Below are 16,428 nucleotides of genomic sequence, written 5' to 3' on the forward strand. Positions count from 1 at the left end.
TTAACTTTTTATTGCATAATATGCAACCGGTTTTCATTTGGGACTATATGCGGGGGTTTTATGGCACTGGTTTAGCAAAATATTTTCAGCAGTATAAAGTCAATTACTTTCGGCTGAAAGCCGATAGTTTGGGTTTGAGGCTGAAGCCTCCTGAAGTCAAAGCTAATTCAAACACAAACTGCATTCAAAGCTTGCTTAAAGGCATAATTCAGAGCCAACTTGTTGGCTTTTGGGAGGCGAAGGCTTTAAAACCGTAATTGACTTTGGTAACTTTTAGAGGGTGAAAAAACTTTTGTTTTTTAATTGACAAAGGAAAATTAAGGAGTATAATTCAATATGTGAACAGTTATTCATATGAATTAAGATTAAAGTAATACAGGCCGGTTTTATAAACTCAAGTCATACCTAAGACACAAATAATAAATTACTTCGGAGGTGAAACAAATGAAAACCGTACAGAATGCTGACAAGTGTGATTGGCTGTGTATTCACCAGGATATAGTGAATAGGGTCATAAGTCATATGCCCGAGGAAACACAGCTTTATGACCTGGCTGAGCTGTTTAAGGTTTTTGGCGACAGTACCCGTATAAAAATTTTATATGTTTTATTCCAGTCGGAAATGTGTGTATGCGATATTGCCCAACTGCTCACTATGGGACAGTCGGCCATATCTCATCAATTGAGGGTATTAAAGCAGGCAAAACTGGTCAAATCCAGAAGAGACGGAAAAACCATCTTTTACTCCCTGGCAGATTCACACGTCAGAACTATTATTGATCAGGGCTTTGAGCATATTGAAGAATAATTTGAGAAAATTAACAGGAGGCTTAATGTATGAAAAAAGTATTTAAACTTGAAGAGCTGGGCTGCGCCAACTGCGCATCCAAAATGGAGAGAGAAATCAGCAAACTGGCGGATGTAAGCAATGCATCGGTTAACTTTATGACACAAAAGCTCACCTTGGAATCGGACCAGGAAGTTTCAGAGGATACTGTGAAAGCTATTGAAAAGATAATAAAAAAAATCGAGCCCCATTGCAGGCTGAAAGTATAAAGGCAACAGGCCGCAAATGCGGCCGAAGGAGGTATAATGTCCAGAGCCCGAAAAACAATTGTCAGAATATCCATAGGTTTTGTAATTTTTCTGGCAGCCATATTTGCTCCTGTCTCAGGCTATTTTGAACTTGGAGCGTTTTTGCTGGCCTATTTTATAATAGGCGGTGATGTACTGTTCCGGGCAATAAGAAACATTGCCCACGGTCAGGTTTTTGATGAAAATTTTTTAATGTCCATAGCAACCATTGGTGCGTTTTTTGTGGGTGAGTATCCCGAAGGTGTTGCTGTCATGCTTTTTTACCAGGTGGGAGAGCGTTTCCAGGACTATGCGGTGAACCGTTCCAGGAAGTCCATCAGTGCCTTGATGGATATACGTCCCGACTACGCGAATCTCAAAAAGGATGGAGAATTGGTAACTGTTGATCCTGAAGAGGTGAAAATAAATGATGTCATTGCAGTAAAGGCCGGAGAAAAGATTCCCCTTGACGGAATAGTAATTGACGGCTACTCCATGCTTGATACCTCCGCACTGACAGGCGAGGCAGTACCCCGTGAAGTTACCGCAGGCAGTGAGGTTCTGAGCGGCTGCATAAACTTAAACGGCTTGCTCACCATACAGGTTACAAAGGAATTTGGAGAATCAACCGTGGCCAAAATTCTTGACCTTGTTGAAAATTCCAGCAGTAAAAAAGCTAAAACAGAAAACTTTATAACCAAATTTGCACGGTATTATACACCCGTCGTGGTAATAGTTGCCGCACTGATGGCTGTGCTTCCTCCCCTTCTGGTGCCGGGAGCCGCTTTTAATGACTGGATTTACCGCGCCTTAAACTTTCTGGTTGTTTCCTGCCCCTGCGCGCTGGTAATTTCCATACCTCTTGGCTTTTTTGGCGGAATAGGCGGAGCATCCAAGTCAGGAATCCTCATAAAGGGAGGCAATTACCTGGAAGCTCTGGCAGATGCCGAAATTGTAGTGTTTGATAAGACCGGCACCCTTACAAAGGGCACCTTTAAAGTAACTGAGCTCCGGCCTCAAAATATTTCAGACGACCAATTGCTTGAATTGGCTGCCTATGCAGAAAGCTATTCAAACCATCCCATATCACACTCGCTGAAGGCTGCCTACAACCTGGAGATTGACAGCTCCAGAATTACAGCGGTGGAGGAAATACCGGGTCACGGGGTCAAGGCGGTATTTGACGGAAAAGCCATATACGCAGGCAACCACAAGCTTATGCAAATGATGGATATTCCATACTATTCCGGAGAAATAATCGGAACGGCGGTGCACGTGGCTATTGCCTCCGAATATGCAGGCTATATTGTCATTTCCGACGAGATAAAGGAAGATGCCGCCCATGCCATAGCAAAGCTTAAGGCAAGCAATATCAAGCGTACCGTAATGCTTACGGGAGATGCAAAGATAGTAGGCGAGGCAGTGGCACAAAAGCTTGGGCTTGACGAGGTATATACAGAACTTCTGCCGGCAGACAAGGTCAGCAAGGTTGAAAATTTGCTTGAGGGAAAGTCCTCCAAGGGAAAGCTGGTCTTTGTGGGAGACGGCATAAATGATGCTCCGGTATTATCCAGGGCCGACATAGGAATTGCAATGGGCGGACTGGGTTCTGATGCCGCCATAGAAGCCGCGGATATAGTGATAATGAATGATCAGGTGTCAAAAATTTCTACGGCAATTTCCATAGCAGGAAAAACTCTTCGTATTGTCAAGCAGAATATTGCATTCGCCCTGGGAATCAAAGCATTAGTCCTGGTAATGGCAGCCTTTGGACTGTCCAACCTGTGGGAGGCGGTTTTTGCCGATGTGGGAGTGTCTATCATCGCTATCCTTAATTCTGCAAGGGCTTTAAAGACAAAAGAAGAGATATGATTAATCCCGCATAAGTACAAAAGCCAGGCGAAGGGAGCTCTTACAGCTCCCTTTGTTTTGCAATAAAAGAAGAAGATTTTACTTTACCAGCGTTTTATCGTGCCAAACAGACAATTTATCTAAGAAGGGCTTGCAGCTCTTTTATTTCCCGGTTTATATGTTCCGGCTCCGCCGGGCCGGACGGTAAATCGGTGAGAGCATATTTCTCCTTTAACTTCAGTACCCTGTAAACACTTTCATCCAGCCTGCCATCGCTGATCCTCCCATCCCGGGCCGCCTCCAGCAGTGCCTTTAAAACTGTTTCCTGATTTTCAAAGCCATGGCAGACCAGTACTATGTCTCCGCCGGCTTTTATTGACTTTACTGCCGACTCTCCCATATTGAAGTTCTCTGTTACCGCCCCCATGGTGAAATCGTCTGTAATCACCACTCCCTGGAAGTTCATGGTATTCCTCAGCAAATCGGTAATAATGGCTTTGGAAAATGAAGCCGGACTGCCGGCATCCAGCCTGGGCAGCAGGATATGTGCTACCATTACCGCATCTGCGCCATTGTCTATTGCATTCTTAAAAGGAAGCAGTTCAAAGGACTGAAGTCTCTCCAGAGTATGGTTCACTTTTGGAAGGCCTACGTGGGAATCCACCGAGGTATCCCCATGTCCCGGGAAATGCTTGACCACCGATATAACATTTTCAGACTGGATACCCCTCATTGTCTCAAGCCCCAATCCGCTTACCAGTTCCGGAGCAGTCCCGAAGGACCGGTCACCTATTACAGGATTTTTGGGGTTGCTGTTTATATCCAGTACCGGAGCAAAGTCCATATTGAAGCCGAAAGCACCCAGCTCCTCTCCCAGAATGCTCCCAATGCGGTAGCATATAGCCTTGTCCTTCTTATCTCCGATTATCTTATTGGAGGGAAATTTTATGAACTCCTGGGGGAGTCTCGAAACCCGTCCCCCCTCCTCATCCACAGACAGGAACAGAGGAATTTTCTCCTGTCCTGCATTAGCCTCTTTGAGGGAATTCAGCAGGGCTGACAACTGTTCAGAACTCTGAATGTTTTTTTTAAACAGTATAAAACCGCCTACGCTGTACTCTTCTATAAGCTGCTTTGTGTTTTCGTCGGGACTGTAGCCGTCAATACCGGCAATTACAAGCTGCCCCACCTTTTCTTCCAGTGACATGCCTGCAATTGCCGATTGTATTTTATCAAGGCCGTTATTTTGAGAATCAGTGCCAGACTGGCTTCCGGGCTGAGGACCTGCCTGTCCCACGCTGCCTATTGCTCCGGTATGGCTTGTCTGCGCGGGGGGCTTCTGTCCCCACTGTGCTCCCATATACTGCAGCAGCGTATAGGCCCCCAGAATCACTGCCGCCGTTATAAGCAGCCCAAGCAGACCTGATACCACCCCGGCTCTTCTTCTCTTTCTCTCCCTGTCTCTTCTCATTGCTCCTCCAGTAACTAGTGGTACAGTATTGCCTTCGTCCTCCGCCTTACCCTGCAAAGATTTTCCACTCCGGCAATATACGTTTTAGATGTTACAGACCACTAGAATATTACAGTATTGATGGAATCCGGCTGCAAAGTGATAGTCTCTCCGTTAAACCTGAAGGTTTTTTCAGTCATAAAGGGATTCTGAACTATCAGAATAATTGAACCGTCCGGATTTCTAAAGGCAACTGCAGTCCCGGCAAAATGACCTTTTATTCCAAGCCTTTTGGCTTTGGGTGTCACAAAACGGGCAAAATGCTTCATAACATAATATTCATAATTGTAATGTGCTTTTCCATCGACAGTTATCATGGAATTCTGTTCCCAGCCCCAGGTGCTTTTGCCCCTTGGAGGCAAGGCCATGTTCCAGTATACATATGCATTGACCCCGTTTTCCAGGTAGTGTCTGAATAACTCAAAAACATATTTTGCATATTCCCAGGTATTATTTCCGTCGCCGCATTCATTTTCACTCTGAATAAGCTTCTTTTCAGGGAAGCACTGGTGAGTGACCTGTACGGCATATTTGCCTGCCCATTGATAACTGACTCCTTCAATATAATTATACGCCATTTGGTCGTGCAGCACCAGATTGGCATAGTTGTTATACCTGGTGTAGGGGGCCCTTTCGTCGGTTTCAGGACAATTGAGCGTCCCCAGCCAGATTCTGGTTTCAATATTGTTTTCCTCAAATGCAGGACCCAAATATTTGACGATGAATTCCGCAAATTGTTCCCCCGTCCAGATGCAGGACGGGAACTTCTGGGAGGACACTGGTTCATTCTGAATATGGAGCTGACATATCCTTATACCCTCCTTTTCATATGCCTGAAGAAATTTGACCAGGTACAGTGCATAGGCCTTGAGATTTCTCTCTGTCCAGACCAGAGTCCCGTAGTTGTATGCTTTTGGATGTTTCATCCAGGTAGGAGGGCTCCAGGGTGATGCGAAAAATTTCATGTCCGGGTTGCGCCTTAGTGCTTCTTTTATATAAGGAAGAAGGTACAGCCGGTCCCTCTGGATTGAAAAATTCTCCATGGCATAGTCCCCATCCCACTCATTATGAGAATACCAGCTTTCTGCATAATCGCTGGCCCCGATGGGTATGCGGCAAAAATCAAAGCGCAGGCCGTCTGCTTCCCTGGAGAATAAATTATCATATACCGCCTTGCGTTCCGCTTCACCCAGTGAAAGCAGCGCCATTTGAGACAGCTCGTTAAAGCACCCTCCAAAGCCATCCCATTCCTGATGAACCGTACCGTCCAGAGCAAGTGTCGTATCCTCAGCTCCTGCCTTCTGCCCATATTGATACCACTGCTTTTCCATGGTTGATGTGAATATTTTCATAATGAACCTCCCTAATCGGATAAATTGAATTTACCTTATGTATTATTATATTTCCATAAAATCAGTACCCCCGGTATTTAACACATGTGATTTATGCATTAATTACCGGGGGCGAAAAATATCGTATTTATCAGGAACGCTGTCTAGCCTACTGTAAATGCCAGCTCCAAAGGCGCCTTTCCGCTCAGGCTTGTGCTTACCTTATCGGGCTGGCTTCCGCCAACAAACAGGGTGAAGTCGCCGTCTTCCACATAGCGCCTGCCCTCTTCGTCAACAATGGTCATGGCTCTTGAATCTATTTCAAAGCTCACGGTCTTCTGTTCCCCGCCTTTGAGGTGAATACGCCTGAAGGCGCAAAGGCTGTGGTGCGGAACCCTCACCGAAGCTTTCATATCCTTGATATAAACCTGTACGACTTCATCGGAATCCATGTTTCCTGTATTCCTTACATCCACATTGACTGTTATGCTGTCGCCATTTTTGATCTTTGAGCCTGAACAGGTGAGCTTGGAATATTCAAAGCCTGTATAGCTGAGACCAAAGCCAAAAGGATACAGTGCGTCCTGCTTCATGAACTTATAGGTCCTGTTTTCCATTGAGTAATCTGCAAATGGAGGCAATTCCTCCGTTGACTTGTAGAAGGTTACAGGCAGCCTTCCCGCAGGTGAATAATCTCCGAACAGCATTTCGGCAAAGGCCTGGCCTCCTCTGGAACCGGGATACCAGCACTGGACAATTGCAGCCGCCCTATCCGCCGCTTCTCCGATACTGAGCGCACTGCCTGATACGAGTACGACAATCGTGGGCTTTCCCGTCTCAAGAACAGCTTCCAGAAGTGTCCTCTGGGCCTCAGGAAGATTCAGGTCGGCCTTGTCGCCTCCCGCATCAAGGATTACAGTGCCCTGGTCATTTTGCTCTCCTTCCACAGATGCATCAAGTCCCAGGCACAAAACCACCGCATCACTTCTTTCAGCCGCGGCCACTGCCTCCTTAAGCCTGTCTCCGGGAAGGGCAAGGTCTTCTTCCCTGTTCATGTGGAGATGGCTGCCCAAGGCATACCATACTCGTGTTTCAGGTGACACCCTGTTTCTTATGCCGTCCAGAAGGGTTATGCTCTCCGACGGAGTGCCGCTGTAGTTTGCCAACAACGCCAGGTCACTTGCGGCATTAGGCCCTATAACAGCAATATTTTTTATCTTATTTGAATCCAAGGGCAGCAGACTGTCGTTTTTAAGAAGTACCATGGATTTTCTGGCCGCCTCAAGGGACAAGGCATTATGCTCCTTGCAGTCATTAACCTCGTAAGGTATGCTGTCATATTCACAGTCATCGTCAAACATTCCCAGCCTCATTCTGGTTGTCATAAGCCTGACTGCCGAACGGTCAATATCTTCTTCGGTTATCAGCCCTTCCTTCAAGGCCAGCAAAAGCAGCAGATACATATTTCCGCAGTTCAGATCACAGCCGCTCTTTATAGCCAGGGCAACCGATTCGGTAGGAGTCTTGGTAACTCCGTGTCCTTCGTGGAAGTCCTTTATTGCCCAGCAGTCCGAAACCACATGTCCGTCAAAGCCCCAGCCATCCCTGAGAATATCCTTTAAAAGCGTTTTGCTTCCGTTGCAGGGTTCCCCGTTGGTTCTGTTGTAGGCTCCCATAACGGCTTCAACCTTTGCTTCCTTTACAAGTGCCTCAAAGGCGGGCAGATAGGTTTCAAACATATCCTGCTTTGATGCAATGGCGTCGAAATGATGCCTGTCGTCCTCCGGACCGCTGTGAACTGCAAAATGCTTTGCACAGGCCGCTCCCTTGAGATGCTTTCCGCTTCCCTGAAGTCCCTTTACAAAGGCTACCCCAAGTCTTGAGGTAAGATACGGGTCTTCTCCGTAGGTTTCGTGTCCGCGGCCCCACCTGGGGTCTCTGAAAATATTTACATTGGGAGACCAGAAAGTAATGCCCTTATAGATGTCACGGTCATCCTTGCGGGAGCTTTCATTGTACTTTGCTCTCCCCTCTGTTGCAATCACGTCGGCGATTTTCTGCAGGAATTCATCATCAAAAATTGCCGCAAGTCCTATGGCCTGTGGGAAAACTGTAGCCACTCCCGCTCTTGCAACACCGTGAAGCGCTTCGTTCCACCAGTTGTACCTGGGAACACCAAGCCTTTCAACTGCCTGGGCATCGTATCTTAACTGTGCCGCCTTTTCTTCCAGTGTCATTCGTGACACAAGATCAATCGCCCTTTCCTTGAAGGACAATGCTTTATCCAAGTATCCCGGCTTATCCATATTTGTTATTCTCCTTATTAAATTTTATCAGTATACATTTTAAAGAAAGATATATTTTGGGGGCTGTTAAAAAATTTTGCTGCAATAATATTTTATATCAGGCACTCCCGGACTCAAGCCCTGCTATTATTGCATAAAATAATTTAACAACCCCTTCAATATGCTTGAATAAATTAACTGAAATAAATGTATTCAGCAACTTTATATATTTATTTTACTCAGAATTTCCAATTAAAAGAATATAATTTTATTACCTGTTTCATTACAAAATAGCACTATTGCTCAACCTGCAAACAATTTACCGTCCGGCAGCCGTCCTTTTGAGCTCCTGTACTATCCTTTTACGGCGCCTACCACAAGGCTGTCCTGTACCTTTTTGCTCATAAATGCGTATATTATCAGAGTGGGGATGGTTGCCACCATGAGACCGGCCCCGATAGGCCCCCAGTCGGTGGTGTACTGGCCGGCAAGGGACTGGATGCCCACGGTCAGGGTTTTGAATCTCACATCACTGATGAATACGACTGCAAACATCAGTTCATTCCAGGCCTGGAGGAAGGTGAATATGGTTACTGTTGCAATGGCCGGCCTCATCAGCGGCAGGATTATACTGAAAAATATCCTGTATATGCTGCAGCCGTCAATGCATGCGGCTTCTTCCAGTTCCCGGGGCAGAGATGCCATAAAACCCGAAAATATGAGTATTGCCATAGGTATTGCAAAGGCGGAATAAGGAATAATCAGCGCCCAATAGGAATTAACCATCCTAAGGCTTCTCAGCATGATGAAGATTGGAAGCAGAGCTGAGTGAAGAGGCACTGTCAAGCCAAGAATAAAGAAGGAATTCATTTGCCTTCTTATTTTGAATACCATTCTTGTCAATGCATAGGACGCCATCACAGACATAATTACCGTGAGCAGGATGGTGGCTCCCGTCACTATTACACTGTTTAAAAAATAATGTCCCACGTTGCCGCCCATCAACGCATTGCTGTAGTTTGACCAGAGCCATTTGGTGGGAAGGCCTATGGGGTTTTCTCCAAACAGCTCGGAGTTGTCCTTCAGAGAAAAGGTAAACATCCAGTACAACGGAAACAACTGAACGAAGGCTACCAATATGAGGAAAACATACATAAGTATACTTGACACGGAGCGTTTTGAACCGCTTACTGCTGTTATTCTGCTCATCTTTCAGCACCCTCCCTTTCCCTGAACAGGAAGCCTACCAGAATGGACAGGACAAAGCATTCCAGAATGACGAATATAGCCATTGCACTGCCGTAACCATACTGATTTCCCTTAAATATCGTGCTTACCATGTACGTACCTATAACTTCACTGGCGTGGGCAGGTCCCCCGCCTGTCAAAACATATACCAGGTCAAATACCTTAAGTGCACCTGTAACAGCAAATATAACCGATACATTGAGAACAGGCTTCAGCATGGGTATGGTTATTTTCAGGGATGTATTCCACCAGGAGGAGCCATCTATTACTGCGGCTTCAAAAACATCGGTGGAAATGGATTTAATTCCTGCGTACAGCAGCAGCATATGATAGCCTATATACTGCCAGATTATGGGAATGAAGGTTGCACCCAATGCTTGTTTGGTGTCACCCAGCCATTCCTGGGTCCAACTGTCAAGACCTATCGAACGCAGCAGCAAATTCAGAATACCGTAGTCGTAATTATATACTTTCATCCAGAGCTGTCCGATAACAACCGTGGAAATGATAACCGGAATAAAATAAATGGTCACAAAACTTTTTTCAAACTTGACCCCCTTGGCCAGAACCAGTGCCAGAAACAGTGAAATGGGGAGCTGAATAAACACTGAGGCAGCCGCCAGAATCAAGGAGTTTATTGCCGCTTTAATAAATATGGGATCAGAAATGAGTCCCTTATAGTTGGCAAAGCCAATAAATGTACCCTTACCGAAGCCCGACCAGTCCTGCAAACTATAATAGGATGACATAACAATCGGTATGATAATAACCGCAATAAACATGACCAGGGCCGGAAACAGGAAAAATATTATGGCTTTCTTATTACTCAATACCCTATCCACAAAACTCACTTCCTTCTTTTTAAATATTTTTACTTCCTATTTTTGCAATACATGGATCTCGGTTAAGATAATAGGCGCCCCTTTGCAACCGGTAATTTGACAGGTAATCAAACGGGCGCCTTTGACTTTTGTGAATCTGTCAGGACTATTTGCCCTATTTGCCGTACATTGTCTGCAGGCTGTCCACAAACTGTTCCGGCGTTTTAGTTCCCATGAAAAGCTCCTGTAAAGCATTCAGATAAGTCTCGGTATCCTTGCCTGCAAGGAGAGTATCCCACCAGATGGTGAAGCCTTCCGCATCCTTTGTCAGATTAACAACTTCAACAAGTGTGGCAGGCAGCTTGCTCTCATCAACGCCTTCAGACTTCCAGGCAGGCATTGATGCTCCGGCCAGGTAGGATTCCTTTGCAAAGTTTTCTGCAAAATACATTTGGAACTTGACAGCCTCGTCCTTGTTCTTGGTATTTGCACTAACCATTACCGCATCAACTGCTCCGCCGGTAAATTGCTTTGCATTTCCCACACCGTTTGGTATTGCAGGGAAGGAGATGACCTTGATCTTGCCGGCAACCTTAGAATCCTTGGCATCTGCCTTTCCTGCCGCCCAGCTTCCCTTGAACATCATGGGTACTTTTCCGTCATAAAAAGGAACTTCAGCTTCGTCATTTGAAACACCCGCGGCACCTTTTGAAAATGCGCCGGCATCTATAAGTTCTTTGAATCTCTGCGCTGCATTCAGGAATTCAGGGTCCTTGAAAGAGCCTTGCTTAGTGAGGGTTTTTACTATCTTGTCCGGCCCTGCCGCCCTCAATGCCATAACATCAAAATACATGGCTATGGTCCATTTGTCCTTGCCTGATACGGCCATAGGAGTTATGCCTTTTGATTTGAAGGCTTTTACAGCCGTGAGGAGTTCCTCATAGGTTGCAGGTATTTTTACACTGTTCTTTTCAAACAGCTCGGAATTTACGAATAAAGCTCCTGCTGCCAGGAAAAAGGGCATTCCGTATATTTTTCCGTCATAGGTCAGGTTGTTGAATGCACCGTTGACCAGCTTGCTTCTGGTCTCTTCTGTTATATAGCTGTCTATTGCCAATACTGAATTTGAATCAATAAATGGTTTGGAAAAACCACCGCCCCAGGTTGAGAATAAATCCGGCAGTTCATTTGCTCCCGCCATAGCCTTGATTTTGGTCTTATAGGCTTCGTTTTCATTTGTGTCAACAGTGATTTTTACATTTTGATTGGCCTTCTGGTAATCATCAATTACCTTTTTGGCGGCGGGAGTAAAGGGGTCTACTGCTCCGCCCCAGATGTGGCTGAATTTCAGTTCCACCGGTTGACCTGCGCCTGCCGAAGCAGTACCGGCGGCATTGCTGTTGGTGGCATTACCCGTATTACCCGCAGGTTTTCCACAGGCCGTCAAACCCAAGGTTACTGCTCCTGCAAGCATAAATGCCATTCCTCTTTTAACCAGCATTTTGTTCATCGTTATTCCTCCTTGAAATAATGTTACGGTTAATAATACTAGGTAATAGTATCTAAGGCAGCCGTAAGATGGTTACCTTTTGTTGTGCAATATTATTACTTTTATAACTCCTTTTTATAATACTTTTATAAACATTTCTTAAAAAGGTAAGCTATTCTTGATATCTCTTGATGCACAAATGGTATAATAACAACAATATACAAAACTATTATCCGCAAAATATACGGAGTTATATATGAAACCCATTATGAATATTATGGAAAGACCAAAATCCGTTTGAATAACTTTTTTTATATTGGCCATGTTAATACTGGCCTGTTAATTAATACAAAAGTTATAAAAAAGAATACCAGGAGGATTTAAAATGAGCCAGGATATCCCCGTAAAATGTCCCAACTGCAGCAGCAGCACTTTCTTAATCAAATATGAAGCCACATATGTTTATTCATATAATATTGATTCCGATGCTCCCGGTTTAAAAAACACCACCGGGTTTCTTCCATTTATGTTCGATAAACGCGAGCAGAAGGACGCCCGGCAGTACCTGGAATGCCAAACCTGCGGCAGACAATTTCCATATTATCTGGACGTGGACGGCAAAACCGGCATTGATGTGCTTAATAAAACTGTTAAAAATATATAAAATTTTGTATTTATTACCAATTTTAAAGGAATTTGTATAAAAATGTAGAACTCATAAATAGAGGTTAATTCTATTCTAAAGGGGACCTATTATGAGTATATATAGTAAAATTTGCAATGTACTTGTTTTAACGAATCCTAAAGAGTTGGTCGAAAAATATTCCGAAGAAATCCGAGAGAAGATTTTAAGCAGCAATTATATGAGAATCCGAAAAATAATTATTATCGTTCTTGTGGTGGACAGCACTCTACTTTTAACGGATTTCCTTTATTTCAGAAATATCTGGCCTCATATTCCATCCTACAGAAGCTTATTCTATCTGCATCTGACTTTGTTTCCTCTCCTTGTTTTCTATCTGGCTCTTTACCAGGCAAACAAAAAAAAACGTCACATTTACAGACATATAAATTTGAGTTTTATTATCACGATGGTTGTCTGGTCAGAGATATTGAGCCTGAACGCTCAATCAATTCACGGTCAGATTTCGGCATACCTGATAGCGGTATTTTCCCTGTCGGCTTTGATTACCCTGACTCCGGTTCAATTCCTGCTCCTCCTCCCATGTTCATTTATGTCCTTCACCCTGGGTCTGATCATCATCTGTGATTCCCAGCCTGTAGTATACGGCCATATAATCAATTCCTTCTGCATGTGTATTGTTGCCCTGTTCGTGTCCAATATAATGTATTCTACCTTTTGCGGACATGTTATAAAGGAGCAGATAATAAATGCAAAAAACGAGGAAATCGCCTTACTTAATAACGAATTAATCCTGAAAGTAAAGTCCCAGACTGATGAGCTGGTAAAGATGAATACCAGTCTCGAATTGGAAAAATTAAGGGTGTCCCTGTTTGCAAACATATCCCATGAGTTTAAGACTCCCATTAATGTGATTTTGTCGGCAGAACAGCTTATGGAGTATAAGTTGAAGGATGAGAACGCCAGGATTCCGGCAGCCGCAATAAAAAAATGCATGTACCCGATAAAGCAGAACTGCTACAGACTGATACGGCTTGTATCCAATATAATTGACATTAATACCATCGACTGTGGAAATATGAGTCTTACACTTGAAAACAGAAATATTGTAAAGACTGTAGAGGACATAGTTCTGCCGGTGGCCCACTTTGTGAGGAATAAAAATATTTCTTTGATTTTTGATACCGAAATGGAAGAAAAGCTAATTGCCTTTGATCAGGAAAAAATAGAGAGAGTCATATTAAACCTTTTGTCAAACGCATTAAAATTCACACCCCCCGGAGGTGCCATCAGCGTGAATGTCAGCCAGAGAAACAGCAGTGTCATAATATCTGTACGTGATACGGGGATAGGCATACCCCCTGAGCTTCACACAGCCATCTTTGACAAGTTTGTCCAGGTTGACAGGTCCTTTACCAAGCCCTCGGAAGGAAGCGGCATCGGCTTGTCCCTTGCAAAGTCCATAATAGATCTGCACATGGGAAAAATCCATGTAAACAGCCGTTTGGGAGAGGGCAGCGAATTTGTGGTGGAACTTCCGGAGTACACTGTTAATGAGGTCAAGGCAGAAGGTTCCTCAGATGAACACGAAAGAATTGAGAAAATAAAGATAGAGTTTTCGGACATATATCTATAAGTCATATACATATTTTTTGAAGCATGATGTCAGCTCTATTATTCAGAATATATTTTTTATATAACGTACTTTGACACCGTCTATCTTGGAACAAAGCAGACCGCGGCTCCCGAGCAGTTCGGCTATGGGCAGACAGGCCTCAGACGGATATTTATGCCCTGGGAATCCTGCTGATTTTTCTGGTGACAGGAAGCTATGACAAGTCCGATCTGGACGCACTGCTGTTGACTGCATTTTTGTCAACCTTGGCAATATCCTTATATTTTGTCATATCCTTTGATGTTCCTTCGGCCAGGGTCTTTTCAGCCAGCAGTATGGCCTTGAGCGTCAGCACAGCCCTATCTTCCCTGATAATCAAGCCTTTTGGATTGAATTTGTTGTTTCCGGTTCCTTTTGCAATTTCCAGTCTCTTTGTAATTCCAAGGGCTTTACTGCAGGAATCGGTGCTTTTTACATCAGCAAAATTATCGGTGCCTGCTGTATCCAGCCTTAGTGCATTTATCAGGAAAGAGATGAATTCACCTCTGGTCACTTTTCCTGCAGGATTGAACTTATCCGCGGCAGTTCCGGTTTCGGTAAAGCCGGTAAACGAGCGCCTGATAAAATATGTGGATTCCCTGGAGCCTTATTTCAAAGAGCCAGAAAAAGTTGATGGAAATCTGATCAAAATCAGACTGCTGGAGTTTTTATATGATCTTGCCGCCACAGATGAAAACCTGATGCAGCAATTAATGCAGTTAAAACATCAGGTACGCTCAGATATTCCGCAAATCGTTGAAGAAAATATTTTAAATCCGGTTTCTCTGAATGACTTGGCATATTTGTCCGGCAGAAGCCTCTCCAAGAAGCCTCTCCAGCTTCAAAAGAGATTTTCAAGCCATATAATATGCCCCCTATCATTGGATCAGAGAAAAAAGATTGGATCGGGCGAGGGAGCTTCTGAGGAATACTTCCATATCGGTTACGGACATCTGTTTTATGACAGGGTTTGAAAACATTACTCCTTTTTCGAGAGCCTTTAAGGAGCGCTACGGAAGCTCTCCAATTTCATGTAAGCAACAGTATAGTTTCACTTAGTATCATATGAACAAGGATACATCCTGCTCCCCCATGTTGCAGTGTTCCCTCCGGCTATCGTACGAATAGCATTAAGCTGCCGCCTTATGAGCAATTACTAGAGAGCATAAAGCAAATATTCCGTGGGCACTAATGGATATCCATAGTAGCGCAGGTAAAAGTGATAGGAAGGATCGAATTTATCAATGATGCGGGCCAATTTCCAGAGATCTTTGTGGTTATGGTAAGCACTAAGTGCCAGCTTAGGGTGATTCTCCTGAATTTTCTTTTGGCATCCCAGCAGGGCCTGTTCTTCACCGCCCTCAATATCCATTTTAATAAAGGTAACCGGCGTATCAATGTCGTCATCAACCGTGACTGTTGGGACCTTAATTGTGCCTTGTTCCTTGAGCGTATATACGGATGAAACGACATCGCTGGAGATATAAAGATTACCAGACTTGTCGCTTACCCCTTTTTTATTTACAATAACATTTTTTAATTTAAAAAGTTCAATGTTTTTTTCAATAAAATCTATATTTTCTTGTGAGATATCATAACAATATATCTTTTTATAGCAGTCCGAACCAAACCTTTTTACATAGTCCACCATCGTATCACCGATATATGCGCCAATATCGACAAAGACTTCGTCTTTGCTGCAGCGAATCAGATCAAAATCAAAATACTGATGAAAGAGCTTTTCCTGTATTTCAACGATTGGCTTATAATTTGAGGAAAGCCAATAACTAAGAATAACCAACAACACTTTTTTTGATCGGTAGTCATGCAAACGAGTGTACAGCCACTCAAAATCCTGCCTATGCTCCACCAAGTTCTGAGCGCGATTGTTTGCTAACTCATAGATTCCGCTTTCCGGTCTGATTTTACCCCATAGGTAGTCATATTTATTGTAGTAATCTATTGTTGCGGTATAATTTGATATGTCTGTATCTTTGAATAAACGGAGGTTTCTTATAATGTCATCCGTTATCTGAGACAAGCTGCAACCTTTAATATAATCCATTAAATATCCGAATTCCTTATCAATCTCGTTGCGTAAATTGTCATCGGCCGCTTTAAGGATTACCGGCGTTTCCAGTGATTCCTCTAACATTAATTCACTACCCAGCAACATATATTCCTTATATAATATATGAAATTATTGCGCCCTTGTGCTTGGGCTTGAAATAATCTCAAAAAGCACAGTATAATAAATCGGCATCTATATTCACCTAACTTGCCAAGATAAAGTGACAAACCTGTTTTTCAAGAAATGGCTTCAAAATTCAGTGTCTTCTTTGTTCTTAAAACGCCGAAAGCCCTTGATTTTCAAGGGTTTTTGGACAAATTATGGCCAGACTGTCCGAAAAGTAACCACACCAGCACCTTTAAAAGCCGCTATGATATAATTTATTGTATCAAGTTTGAGTGCAGGTGGTGCTTAATATGAAATATATCAAAGGGCAAGAGAAATCACAGTTG

15 protein-coding genes are annotated in these 16,428 nt (G+C 43.8%); 7 read left to right on the forward strand and 8 right to left on the reverse strand.

Annotated features, from left to right (window positions below; translation table 11 throughout):
- The first annotated feature begins 444 nt into the window (after positions 1–444).
- From CLHUN_RS07105 to CLHUN_RS07115, 3 genes are read left to right on the forward strand one after another with little or no spacing between them, the layout of a single operon-like run.
- A complete protein-coding gene (locus tag CLHUN_RS07105) occupies positions 445–807 on the forward strand; it encodes an ArsR/SmtB family transcription factor (protein WP_080063883.1) in 363 nt (120 codons plus the stop codon).
- Between the two features lie 29 nt (positions 808–836).
- Positions 837–1,055: a heavy-metal-associated domain-containing protein gene (locus tag CLHUN_RS07110; RefSeq protein ID WP_080063884.1), complete on the forward strand. Its 219-nt coding sequence runs from the start codon at positions 837–839 to the stop codon at positions 1,053–1,055.
- A gap of 36 nt (positions 1,056–1,091) precedes the next feature.
- Positions 1,092–2,945 carry a heavy metal translocating P-type ATPase gene (locus CLHUN_RS07115; protein WP_080063885.1) on the forward strand — a complete coding sequence of 618 codons (1,854 nt, stop codon included), beginning with the start codon at positions 1,092–1,094 and terminating at the stop codon, positions 2,943–2,945.
- A gap of 115 nt (positions 2,946–3,060) precedes the next feature.
- On the opposite strand, the gene nagZ is transcribed toward CLHUN_RS07115, so the two are convergent.
- From nagZ to CLHUN_RS07145, 6 genes are all read right to left on the reverse strand, one after another.
- Entirely contained in the window at positions 3,061–4,395 is a 1,335-nt protein-coding gene (gene nagZ / locus CLHUN_RS07120) for a beta-N-acetylhexosaminidase (RefSeq protein ID WP_080063886.1), read from the reverse strand.
- Between the two features lie 101 nt (positions 4,396–4,496).
- Positions 4,497–5,786 (reverse strand): glycoside hydrolase family 30 protein, encoded by a 1,290-nt coding sequence (locus CLHUN_RS07125; protein ID WP_080063887.1) that lies wholly within the window; start codon positions 5,784–5,786, stop codon positions 4,497–4,499.
- A gap of 143 nt (positions 5,787–5,929) precedes the next feature.
- Entirely contained in the window at positions 5,930–8,071 is a 2,142-nt protein-coding gene (locus tag CLHUN_RS07130) for a glycoside hydrolase family 3 C-terminal domain-containing protein (protein ID WP_080063888.1), read from the reverse strand.
- A 333-nt stretch (positions 8,072–8,404) separates the two neighbouring features.
- Positions 8,405–9,259: a carbohydrate ABC transporter permease gene (locus CLHUN_RS07135; protein WP_080063889.1), complete on the reverse strand. Its 855-nt coding sequence runs from the start codon at positions 9,257–9,259 to the stop codon at positions 8,405–8,407.
- Positions 9,256–10,140 (reverse strand): carbohydrate ABC transporter permease, encoded by an 885-nt coding sequence (locus CLHUN_RS07140; RefSeq protein ID WP_080063890.1) that lies wholly within the window; start codon positions 10,138–10,140, stop codon positions 9,256–9,258. The genes CLHUN_RS07135 and CLHUN_RS07140 overlap by 4 nt, the downstream gene beginning before the upstream one ends.
- 154 nt (positions 10,141–10,294) lie before the next feature.
- Complete coding sequence (locus CLHUN_RS07145) at positions 10,295–11,629, reverse strand: extracellular solute-binding protein (protein WP_080063891.1); 1,335 nt, start codon at positions 11,627–11,629, stop codon at positions 10,295–10,297.
- Positions 11,630–11,993: 364 nt separating this feature from the next.
- On the opposite strand from CLHUN_RS07145, the gene CLHUN_RS07150 reads away from it, so the two are divergent.
- Entirely contained in the window at positions 11,994–12,272 is a 279-nt protein-coding gene (locus CLHUN_RS07150; RefSeq protein ID WP_080063892.1) for a hypothetical protein, read from the forward strand.
- A gap of 91 nt (positions 12,273–12,363) precedes the next feature.
- Complete coding sequence (locus CLHUN_RS07155) at positions 12,364–13,887, forward strand: sensor histidine kinase (protein ID WP_080063893.1); 1,524 nt, start codon at positions 12,364–12,366, stop codon at positions 13,885–13,887.
- A 193-nt stretch (positions 13,888–14,080) separates the two neighbouring features.
- On the opposite strand, the gene CLHUN_RS07160 is transcribed toward CLHUN_RS07155, so the two are convergent.
- The gene (locus CLHUN_RS07160) at positions 14,081–14,419 is read right to left on the reverse strand and encodes an S-layer homology domain-containing protein (protein ID WP_165755688.1); all 339 of its coding nucleotides are present in this window, start codon (positions 14,417–14,419) and stop codon (positions 14,081–14,083) included.
- A gap of 13 nt (positions 14,420–14,432) precedes the next feature.
- Between CLHUN_RS07160 and CLHUN_RS22080 the strand changes: the two genes are divergently transcribed.
- On the forward strand, positions 14,433–14,879 hold the full coding sequence (locus tag CLHUN_RS22080) for a hypothetical protein (RefSeq protein WP_165755684.1): 447 nt from the start codon (positions 14,433–14,435) through the stop codon (positions 14,877–14,879).
- Positions 14,806–14,964 carry a helix-turn-helix domain-containing protein gene (locus CLHUN_RS22860; protein ID WP_165755689.1) on the forward strand — a complete coding sequence of 53 codons (159 nt, stop codon included), beginning with the start codon at positions 14,806–14,808 and terminating at the stop codon, positions 14,962–14,964. The genes CLHUN_RS22080 and CLHUN_RS22860 overlap by 74 nt, the downstream gene beginning before the upstream one ends.
- Positions 14,965–15,061: 97 nt before the next feature.
- Here CLHUN_RS22860 and CLHUN_RS07170 read toward each other — a convergent pair whose 3' ends face one another.
- Complete coding sequence (locus tag CLHUN_RS07170) at positions 15,062–16,060, reverse strand: FkbM family methyltransferase (RefSeq protein ID WP_165755690.1); 999 nt, start codon at positions 16,058–16,060, stop codon at positions 15,062–15,064.
- Positions 16,061–16,428: the final 368 nt, after the last annotated feature.

It is taken from the genome of Ruminiclostridium hungatei, from assembly GCF_002051585.1.
Taxonomy (GTDB): domain Bacteria; phylum Bacillota; class Clostridia; order Acetivibrionales; family DSM-1351; genus Ruminiclostridium; species Ruminiclostridium hungatei.

Excerpts from the sequence above, each read along its gene's own strand:
- nagZ (WP_080063886.1), bottom strand. The coding sequence starts at position 4,395 with ATGAGAAGAGACAGGGAGAGAAAGAGAAGAAGAGCCGGGGTGGTATCA.
- CLHUN_RS07105 (WP_080063883.1), top strand. The coding sequence starts at position 445 with ATGAAAACCGTACAGAATGCTGACAAGTGTGATTGGCTGTGTATTCAC.
- CLHUN_RS07135 (WP_080063889.1), bottom strand. The coding sequence starts at position 9,259 with ATGAGCAGAATAACAGCAGTAAGCGGTTCAAAACGCTCCGTGTCAAGT.
- CLHUN_RS07110 (WP_080063884.1), top strand. The coding sequence starts at position 837 with ATGAAAAAAGTATTTAAACTTGAAGAGCTGGGCTGCGCCAACTGCGCA.
- CLHUN_RS07155 (WP_080063893.1), top strand. The coding sequence starts at position 12,364 with ATGAGTATATATAGTAAAATTTGCAATGTACTTGTTTTAACGAATCCT.
- CLHUN_RS07125 (WP_080063887.1), bottom strand. The coding sequence starts at position 5,786 with ATGAAAATATTCACATCAACCATGGAAAAGCAGTGGTATCAATATGGG.
- CLHUN_RS07150 (WP_080063892.1), top strand. The coding sequence starts at position 11,994 with ATGAGCCAGGATATCCCCGTAAAATGTCCCAACTGCAGCAGCAGCACT.
- CLHUN_RS07130 (WP_080063888.1), bottom strand. The coding sequence starts at position 8,071 with ATGGATAAGCCGGGATACTTGGATAAAGCATTGTCCTTCAAGGAAAGG.
- CLHUN_RS07145 (WP_080063891.1), bottom strand. The coding sequence starts at position 11,629 with ATGAACAAAATGCTGGTTAAAAGAGGAATGGCATTTATGCTTGCAGGA.
- CLHUN_RS07115 (WP_080063885.1), top strand. The coding sequence starts at position 1,092 with ATGTCCAGAGCCCGAAAAACAATTGTCAGAATATCCATAGGTTTTGTA.
- CLHUN_RS07170 (WP_165755690.1), bottom strand. The coding sequence starts at position 16,060 with ATGTTAGAGGAATCACTGGAAACGCCGGTAATCCTTAAAGCGGCCGAT.